The sequence below is a fragment of the Sphaerisporangium sp. NPDC049002 genome (assembly GCF_040649355.1).
Classification (GTDB): Bacteria; Actinomycetota; Actinomycetes; order Streptosporangiales; family Streptosporangiaceae; genus Sphaerisporangium.
On record NZ_JBEZFH010000262.1, the window covers coordinates 1 to 9,258 of the forward strand.

Sequence of the window (9,258 nt, forward strand, 5' to 3'; positions counted from 1 at the left end):
GGTCGGCGGCGACGGCGACGACCACCTCGTGGGCGGCGACGGCGGCGCCACCATCTTCGGCGACCGGAGGCGTGAAGAACCCTGCGAGGAGGCCGTCGCGGACGGCGACGGCCGCGACCTGGTGATCGGCGGCTCCGGCAAGGACATCGTCTCGGCCGGTGGGGGAGACGACCGGGTCGAGGCCGGCGGCGGTCAGGACCGTGTCTGCGGCGAACGGGGCGACGACACCCTGTACGGCGGAGCGGACGACGACTTCGTCAGCGGCGGCTCCGGTGACGACACCGCCTACGGCGACGACGGAGCCGACGAGGTGACCGGTGGCACAGGCGACGACACCCTGTACGGCGGAGCGGGCGACGACTCGGTCGTGGGCGAAACCGGCGAGGACACCCTCTTCGGTGGCTCCGGCGACGACCTGGTCGTCGGCGGCAGCCGTACCGCCGGAAAGCCCGACGGCGCCGACACCCTGTACGGCGACGCCGGAGCCGACCGCCTGGTCGGTGACAACGGCGACGCCACCGGTTCCTTCGACCTGGACGGAACGCCGGAGGAGGCCGGCGGTCCGGACGTGATCCACGGCGGGGACGACGCCGACACCGCCTTCGGCGGGATCGGGGACGACGAGGTGCACGGAGACGCCGGCGACGACCACCTGGAAGGCGGCAACGGGGCCGACCAGGTGTCGGGCGAGGCCGGTGAGGACGAACTCGTCGGCGGCGGATCCGGGCCGCACCCCGACGCGGGCGACACTCTGCTGGGTGGTGACGGACCGGACGTGATCGCCGGTGACAACGCCGTCCTGAGCACGTCCGGCACGGCCACCCCGGTCGCCGTACGGCCCGGCCAGCTCCACACGCACCGGGTGGAGCTGCTCTCGGGCGGCTCCGGCGCGGACGTCGCCGACGGCGGCGCGGGCAACGACGCGATCTTCGGGCAGGGCGGTGCCGACCGGCTGCGCGGCCAGGAGGGCGACGACTACGCCGAAGGCGGCCCGGGCGTCGACTGGGTCGAGGGCGACCAGGGCGACGACGACGTGGTCGGCGGATCGCACGTCGCGGCGGACGACGCCGCCGACGCGCTCTTCGGCGGACCCGGCGACGACGTCGTCCTGGGCGACAACGGTCAGGTGAGGCTGTCGGGCGGCCCTGCCCGGGCGACCATCCGCCTGGGCTCGGCCGGCAAGCCGATGACTCCACGGGCCGTCACGCTGCTGGGCGGCGGCTCGGGCGACGACCGTATCTCCGGCGGCTCGGGAGTGGACGTGCTGTGGGGACAGGGCGGCGACGACTACATCTCCGGCGGCGCCCAGGATGACTACGCCGAGGGCGGCAGCGGCGCCGACCAGATCCGCGGCGATCTCCCGCTGTCGGCCAAGTCCGCCCAGACCACCAGCGAGCCGCTCGGCGACCCCGGCTGGAAGGGGGTCGCCAGCGGGCAGGCGGAACTGGAGGGCGAGGACGCCACGCCCGGCCAGGACGATCTGATCGGCGGCTCGTCCCAGCCGGGCGCGGACGACAAGGGCGACGCGATCGAGGGCGGCGGAGGGGCCGATGTGCTGCTCGGCGACAACGGCTCGCTCGTCCGCACCCTGGTCGGAAACGGCGAGCGGGTCTACACCGAGCGCTACGGCGCGGGGCAACCGCCCGCCGACGCCACGCGCAGCCGTACGCACGACCCGGCGCTGCCCGGCGACTCCACCCGGTTCTGCACCCAGGCCCAGGCGACCTGCGAGCCGGAAGGCGCCTTCGGCGCCGACCGCCTCTACGGCGACGCCGGCGACGACGGGCTGTGGGGTCAGGACGGCGACGACCGCCTGTACGGCGGAGCAGGCAACGACGACCTGTTCGGTGAGCTCGGCGACGACGAGATGTACGGCGGCGAGGGCGACGACGCCATGCTGGGCGATCGCGGCGGCGTGGTGAACGAGCGGATCGACGCGGGGGACGCCCAGCGCCTCGGCTTCACCGTCACCCTCAAGTCCCCGCCCAAGGAGACCTACCGCGGCTTCCTGCTCGGGGCCTATGACCGCCGTACGGACCTGCTGCACGACGCGGACGGCGACACCTGGGTGAGCGCGGCCCTGCCGCACGACGGCTTCGCGAAGGGCGGCGACGACCGCATGCGGGGCGGGCCGGGACGCGACAGCATGCACGGCGGCGCCGGTGACGACCTGATCAACGGCGACAGCGGCGGCGACGAGGTTTTCGGCGACGACGGCGCGGACGTGATCTGGGGAGGCAAGGGCTGCGACCCCGTCCTGGACGCCGCGACCGCCGACTGCCGGTCCGGCGGCGTGTTCGACCCGGCGGCGCGGGGCACCGATGACCGCTTCGTCGACCACGTTTTCGGCGGCGCCGGGGCCGACCTGCTCGACTACAACCCGCGCGGTTCCTACCCGGGCGACTGCGCCCCGGGCCGCATGCCGGAAGGCACCCTCACCACCGTCGTGGACCCCTGCCTGTGGCACCGGATGACGGACAAGGACAACGCCTCCACCACCGACGACCAGCACCACCAGGGCGTCGACTGGCAGTACGGCGGCGAGGGCCGGGACGTGCTGCAGGGCGACCGCACCGCCAACGGGCCCAACCCCGGCGACAAGATGATCGACTGGAACGGGAACTTCAACCTTTTCACCCACTGCGGCCCGGCCAACGGCGGGCACAACATCGTCCGCGAGCACTCCCCGGCGATGCTCGACTTCCTGGCCAAGGTGGTCTGGGGCTCCGGCGCGGGCCGAAGCTTGGGCGACGCCTCGGGCGTGCGGGAGCTGGCGATCCCGGAACACGACAGCGGCCCGCCGTACCCGACCTCACCCGGACACTTCGACTCGCCCGTGGCCTGCGCGCCCTAGAAGGGAAATCGTCAATGTTGCGTCGTTTATTGATGGTGGTGTTGTTGGCCACCGGCCTTGCCACCGGAGGGGTGGCGGCCCAGGCGGAGACCGTGTCCGGCCGCGCCGCCGCGGAGCGGTGCGTGCCCGGTGACTGCTTCGCCGTCACCGCGGTCCTCGACCGGGCCCCGGCCGTGGGGCAGACCGCCACGCTGACCGTCACGGTCACCGCCAAGGAGAAGGCGGCTGACGTGCGGGTGGTGACGGACCTGCCCGGAAACCTGCGTTGGGTGAGCCCGCCTGATGGGATGAGCCGGGGCCCCGCGACGATCGGGCGCACTCGCCTGGACCGCGCGAGCCGTACCGGCCCGATGCGGAAGAACGAGCGGGCGAGGTACGTCGGCACGGTGCTGGCCACCGAGCCGGGCCCGGCCGCCGTCAACGTCCACGTCAGCGACGGGCGGCCCGGCCCGGGTAGCGAGGCGCTGGCCTACCTCACCGTCGGGAAGGAGACGTCCTTCTTCGGCGGGGCACGACCCGCGTCCACCGCCCCTCCGCGTGCGGTGGGGGTCGCGGCGGACCCGGACACCTGCGTGCGGGGCAGGATCACGTACCTGACGGTCGGTGGCGCCATCCGGGGTGTGCCCAAGATCCGGATGAACGCCGTGGGCAAGGACGACGTGGGTGGGGACAAAATCCTGGCCCGCGGCCTGACGGACGACCAGGGCGACTACGAGTTGTGCTTCGCTGGACGCGATGTCGGTCAGGGCATTTACGTGGTCGGCCACGCCTACAACGACTACTGGGCGGTCGCGGATCCGACGACCACGGTCACCCACTCGTTCCAGACGCCGGTCACTCCCGATGTCGAGGCGGGCACCAGGGACACGGTCATCGACTACCTTTCCACGCCCGGAAGCAAGGCCGAGGGCTGGTTCCGGATCTTCGCGGCCGCGTACGACACCTGGAAGGCGTACACCGGCTGGGCAGGGAACCCCGGAGGCTGCTGGGTCGCCGGCGCTTCACCCTGCCGCCCGGCGGCCATCATGTGGGCCCCTTACGACATGATCCCTAGCGCCTATTACAGTACCAACAACGACACCATCTACCTGAGCGCGCAGCATCAGCTCGAGAACATGACCGTGGCCCACGAGCTCGGCCACTTCATCATGGACTACGTCTACGCGGACGTGTTCCCGGCGAATCCCTCCTGTGCCAACCACTGGCTTGAGAAGATCACCTCGCAGGGGTGCGCCTGGACGGAGGGGTGGGCCGACTGGGTGGCGCTCCAGACATACGGGGAGACCCACTACCGCTGGGGGCCGTTGGACCCGCCGGTCGACCTGGAAAGCCCCACGTGGAACAGTCCCGGGTGGGTGGTGATCGACGGACCCGAAGTCGAGGGCCGGGTGGCCGGCGCGTTGATAGACCTCGCCGACGATGACCCGAGGAACGAGATCTACTGGGACCTGTCCTCGGAGGGCCCGGAAAAGATCGTCTCCGTTGTCACGGCGACGAAGCCGAACACCGTCGTGGAGTTCAAGAACGCTCTGTTGGCGGTGGTGCCCACGCCGGGAGGGAAGTCGAACGTGCTGGCCACCCTCTACCAGAACACCATCGATGGCCTGTTCTACGAACCGCTGCTGGACAGGGTCGAGCTCAACCGTCCGAACGCTTCCTACTCCATCACCACCACACGGCCCACCTGGTCGGTGGTGGCCGCGCTTACCGTGGAGAATCCGGCCAACGACGTCAACGTGACCATGTTCAAGTCCGAGACCAGCGCGGAGAACGTTTCGAGCAGACTGCCCGGCAGTGATCAGCCGGACTTCATCGCCGTCGACGCCGCGTCCGGTCCACGGAGCCACGTGGCCTGGGCCCTGGGGCCTGACGCCACGGAGTCCTACCTCGTCGAGTTCGCCGAGTCGGAGGGCTCGCTCGCGCCGCGAACCTCCACCCAGCTGTCCATGGAGTCGGCCGACGTCGTCGAGATCCGCACGGCGGACCTCACCGCGAACACTCCGGTGAGTTTCACCGTCACCCCGCTGGATGGCCAGGACCTCGACGTCTTCACGATGGCGCCCAACTCCGCCAAGTGGGCGAGGCCGAGATCCGACGCGAAGGGCGCCTTCGGCAAGGGGCCGGGCATAGCCGAACGCCTCACCGTGACGCCGAGCGTGACCGGCACCTACGCCGTGATAGTGATCCAGAAGAGTGGGAGCGGGCGCTTCACCCTGGCCCGTTCCTGACCAGGCGGTGCCGCGCATTCTCCAGCGCGGCATTTCCCCCACCGAGTCCCGGCGATTCCCTTCGAGCACGGAGGCTGATCGCCGGGAGGTCGGCCCGCCGGCGGAGACGGCGTGTCGTGACCGGCGTGAGAACGCCGGTCACGACCGCTCGACCAGGCAGAGACGCCGATTCTCGAGTTCCTGGCGGTTACTGCTGAGAGCCTGAGCGTGCGTCTCCTGCCTGGGAGCTTGACCGTGAAGGCGAAAGGAGCCGTTCAGCCAGGTGAAATGAGTGGGCCGAAGACAAGGATCCTCACGTCTTCACGACGGGCCTCGGACGGCCGATCTATCCCGACACCGTCACCCAGCTCATCAGGGACCTTGTGAAGGCCTACAACGCCGCGTCTAAGGGACAGGCGCTGCCGTTCGCCCGGCTGCACGACCTCCGCCACGTCCACGCGACGACGCTTCTCCTGGCCGGCGTGCCGGTGCATGTGGTGGCCGCGCGCCTCGGTCATGCCGACCCTGCGATCACGCTCAGGGTCTACGCCCACGTGATCCGATCGGCTGAAGCGTCGGCGGCTGACGCGTCGGCGGCTGACGTCTTCGCCCAAGCGCTGAAGCCGGCCCCGTAGGCCAGTGTTAGCAGAAGTGTTAGCAAACACCCTCGGACGAAGGTCAATCCGAGGGTGTTTTCGCTGGTGGGCCGCCAGGGACTCGAACCCTGAACGTACGGATTAAAAGCTCGGACGATCATGGTTCCAGACGGTTCAATGCAGGTCAGCGGGTACGCGCGGTCTGCCCTGAACATCTCTGGACCACCCTGAACTGCAACCCAAACTGCAACCCCCGCGGTTGGGACCTTCCGTTTTCAGGAGTAGGCACCGTGATCGTCGACCTCCGCGTCATCGTCTTACCTTGGCTTGGAGTGGTCGCTGACGTGTGGGTGAGTGAGCCGGTGTGCGCCTGGGTTGATGTATCGGAGCGCGTTGGAAGAGCCAGGACAGCTCACGCGGCGACGGCCCCCGCCTGCCTGATCATCCTGTCGCCGTCGTCCCACCCGCCAGAAGGGTGGGCTAGGGTCAGGGCCCAGGTGGAGCGGGTGATGGGGATCGAACCCGCGCCGTCAGCTTGGGAAGTCTCTACGCGCCATGGCCGCTGACCAGGCAGAACGCTGACCTGCGGGGGAGTGGGATGAGTACCCGTGGCTCCCTGTAAGTCCCCCTTGATCCCTCTGCTGACGGGCACGCAACGGGCACGACGTGATGAACTGACCGCTTCCTTATCAGAACCATCCGGTACGTGATCAGAAGCTTGTGTCCTGCTCCGAAGTGGTGTCGGGCGGTGGTGATCGTGAGCGGCTGTGTGGGGCCGTTGCAGTACGCGTTGCAGTAGTCCGCAGTCCCCTGGTCCTCCCCGTCTTCCTTGTGCTGATCCCCAGGGCGAGGCCCCACGCTGCCGAACACTCAGACCCGCAAGGCACGCGATCGCCACGCGGCAAGACCTTCGACGACGCCACCGCGCTCTGCTGCCGGCTCCGAGGCTTACTCCACCCACCACCAGCCATTCCCCAGGTCGCGGATCGGTCGGCCCACGTCCCCTTCGGCAGTCTGGATCAGGAAGTCGTTGCTGGGCCGGCTCGGAAAGTAAGCGAGACCCGACCCGATCTCTGATCTCCACTCATCCACGTAGATCGGCAGATAGAGCCCGTGATTCTGCGCCTGGACTTCTCCGTCGACCGATAGGTACTTCATCCACCAGGGAGGGGCGAGAGGCCTCCCCTCCCGATAAGCAGCGGCGAGCTCGGCGAAGCTTCCCTGGTGAAGTCGCAGCGTGCTGTCGATGAACGTGGTTCGCCAATCGACTCTCCAGATAACCGCCCCAAGCGTTATGGCGATGATCAATGCGATCGCTGCTCGCGCGTACGTCTGGACCGAGAGGTACGAGATGACTGCAGTGAAGGTCCAGAGGCAAGCCCATACCCAGCCGAACGTGTTGACCAGCCAGCTGAACAACCAGATCTGCCTGTAGAGCGGGATCTGCAGGTAGTTGGCGGCGATCAGGAAGATCCATCCGAAGGTGGCCATGAGGACGGTCCACTTGGACCAGCGGGCGGACTTCAGTTGAGACATCGGCACGGGCAAAGTGTCCCGGCCGTCCTCCCTGAGCCGCTACAGACCAAGCAGGAGTTTCACGCTATTTGCACCACTTCTACACATCCCGCCCAACGACTCTGCGTACGAATGTGACTGCCAATGTCAACCCCCTAATACTTGGGCCAGACTTTGGTCATCGTCCATCACAGCGCACGAGTGGAGCCTAGCGGATTCGAACCGCTGACACCCTGCTTGCAAAGATGCCTACCAATCTTGCTGGACCAGCGAAGACGTAGCTCAGCGCACTGATCGCGTTCCCCGTGACTCCCCGCTGTTCCCCCTTGTTTCCCGTCCCATCGGGCACGCCACGGGCACGGCGGTAGTCTCATCAATGACAGTCTCCGGCATTGCGCCGCCCCTCCCCGCAGGGGTATGGCTTGGTGTGCCAGGCCATAGGCGATCGGGCACGACGCCGGGAGGCTGGATAGCACTGGAGACCGTCCTCACTCCTGCGCAACAGGGAGGCAGCGACTCGGTTACCTCCTGGTGATTGGACATGGCGGCTACCAATCACCGCCCCGCTGCCATCTGAGGTCGAAGCCCTTTGCTGACGCCTTGCGGCCATGGGATGGGAGAAAGCCTTGAATTAGATCAAGCTACGAAGGCATGATGGGGTTCATGGGCGGACTGGCGAAATCTAAAACACTTGTCGTTGATGGATACACGATCAACGGAACCTCTCATCTCGATATAGAGCTAGAATTTGATGATATAGGGTATTGTCCTGCAAGAATAAGCACCCTAGCATCTCAGACGATTTCCAGAGCGCAAGAGTTTTATCGCACCCACCCCCAAAATGATTGGACGGAAACTTCCGATACCCCTATCGATTCGGTTAGGTTCAACGATGATGGCGGAAAAGCGCCATGGGATGAGGCTACGGGCGTCTACGTGGATTTCTATTCGGAGTCCAAAATCGTAGCCCTCTTTATATTATCTACGCTACCGGGGATGATGCACCGGAATCTAAGAAGTATAGTCACTCCTGTGTTGATGCGTTACGGCCTCCGTCTTGTCGAGGTCGAAAGTATGAGCGAAGATTTCACCAAGGATGAGGAAGTTCGCGACGGCTCAAGACATTGGGAGATTCATGCTTTAGTCGAGTCTCCCGCTATCACGATAGTCGATATATATAGAGCGCGTAGGGAAATGAGCTACGCTGCCTTCTTCACGGACGAGGCGATTGCAGTACCCGAAGTCGCTTTCCAGCTTGCCTCTTCAGGAAATGTCGCCGACCTTTTGGGGCGCGACGAATCTCAAACGCTTGAAGTCAAACGCTCGGCCTATGACCTGCAAAACAAGCCCGAAGCGCAGTGGAAGATCGAACTGGCTCAGGACGTGGCTAGCTTCGCTAACGCTGAGGTTGGCGGGCTGATAGTGATCGGCATAGAGACTAAGCAGGTCGGAGACGTAGAAAATCTGAAGAAAATCCACCCCCTGCCATCGGATCCGGGTAGAGCCAAGCGGTATCGGGACGTAGTCAATGGTCGCGTCCATCCCCCTATTGACCGTCTTCGGATTGAGTCGGTGGAAATAAGTGGAGGGGAGGTGCTCTGCATCCTAATCCCCACTCAAAAAGAGGAGGATAAGCCTTTCATCGTGGAAGGAGGGCTCATTAAGGGCAAGACTAAAGGTCGCGCTTTTCATATTGTTCGACGCAGAGGTAGCGATACTATGTGGATTGGAGGTCGCGAGCTCCATGCGATGATTCTCGCGGGCCGTGCTCTGTTGCGCTATGGAAGAATCTCAGATCAGTAGTACTGGTAGCGAGCGGACGTACGTTTCGGCCACTTTGCGGCTCGGTGGGCCGGGGCTGAGGAACGAAGTCCCGGACCTTCGATCGCCCCCCACTCGGTACGGTGGCCGGCCACAGCCTGGCGATCGTGAGTCCTGCATATGTGCGGCTGCGCGCCCCTGGTCGGCGGGTGAGGTTTGGTGCGGCGAGTGCTGTGTACGGCGGGCGGCCCTGAGTCCCGCCGCCGTTCGGGACCGGCGCCCACGCCGCACGCCCGGACGGCGGGCGGGCGGCGGGCCGTGCGGC

General features: G+C 66.5%; 4 protein-coding genes, 1 tRNA gene and 1 pseudogene. 4 read left to right on the top strand and 2 right to left on the bottom strand.

Going from position 1 to position 9,258, the window contains the following annotated elements:
* The 3 genes and pseudogenes from AB0B89_RS32410 to AB0B89_RS32420 all read left to right on the top strand — a co-directional run.
* On the top strand, window positions 1-2,854 hold a 2,854-nt coding region (locus tag AB0B89_RS32410; protein WP_358560394.1), incomplete at its 5' end, for a calcium-binding protein.
* A 32-nt stretch (window positions 2,855-2,886) separates the two neighbouring features.
* Window positions 2,887-5,082: a hypothetical protein gene (locus AB0B89_RS32415; RefSeq protein WP_358560396.1), complete on the top strand. Its 2,196-nt coding sequence runs from the start codon at window positions 2,887-2,889 to the stop codon at window positions 5,080-5,082.
* Window positions 5,083-5,378: 296 nt separating this feature from the next.
* Window positions 5,379-5,696, top strand: a pseudogene (locus tag AB0B89_RS32420) (tyrosine-type recombinase/integrase); the annotation flags it as partial.
* 64 nt (window positions 5,697-5,760) lie between these two features.
* Here the strand turns inward: AB0B89_RS32420 and AB0B89_RS32425 are convergent.
* Together AB0B89_RS32425 and AB0B89_RS32430 are read right to left on the bottom strand one after the other, a co-directional pair.
* A tRNA-OTHER gene (locus tag AB0B89_RS32425) sits at window positions 5,761-5,898 on the bottom strand.
* Between the two features lie 707 nt (window positions 5,899-6,605).
* Window positions 6,606-7,193, bottom strand: coding sequence for a hypothetical protein (locus AB0B89_RS32430; protein WP_358560398.1), 588 nt, complete (start codon window positions 7,191-7,193; stop codon window positions 6,606-6,608).
* Window positions 7,194-7,835: 642 nt separating this feature from the next.
* Here AB0B89_RS32430 and AB0B89_RS32435 point away from each other — a divergent pair.
* Window positions 7,836-8,975 carry an ATP-binding protein gene (locus AB0B89_RS32435; RefSeq protein ID WP_358560400.1) on the top strand — a complete coding sequence of 380 codons (1,140 nt, stop codon included), beginning with the start codon at window positions 7,836-7,838 and terminating at the stop codon, window positions 8,973-8,975.
* The last annotated feature ends 283 nt before the right edge of the window (window positions 8,976-9,258 follow it).

Excerpts from the sequence above, each read along its gene's own strand:
- AB0B89_RS32435 (WP_358560400.1), top strand. The coding sequence starts at position 7,836 with ATGGGCGGACTGGCGAAATCTAAAACACTTGTCGTTGATGGATACACG.
- AB0B89_RS32430 (WP_358560398.1), bottom strand. The coding sequence starts at position 7,193 with ATGTCTCAACTGAAGTCCGCCCGCTGGTCCAAGTGGACCGTCCTCATG.
- AB0B89_RS32415 (WP_358560396.1), top strand. The coding sequence starts at position 2,887 with ATGGTGGTGTTGTTGGCCACCGGCCTTGCCACCGGAGGGGTGGCGGCC.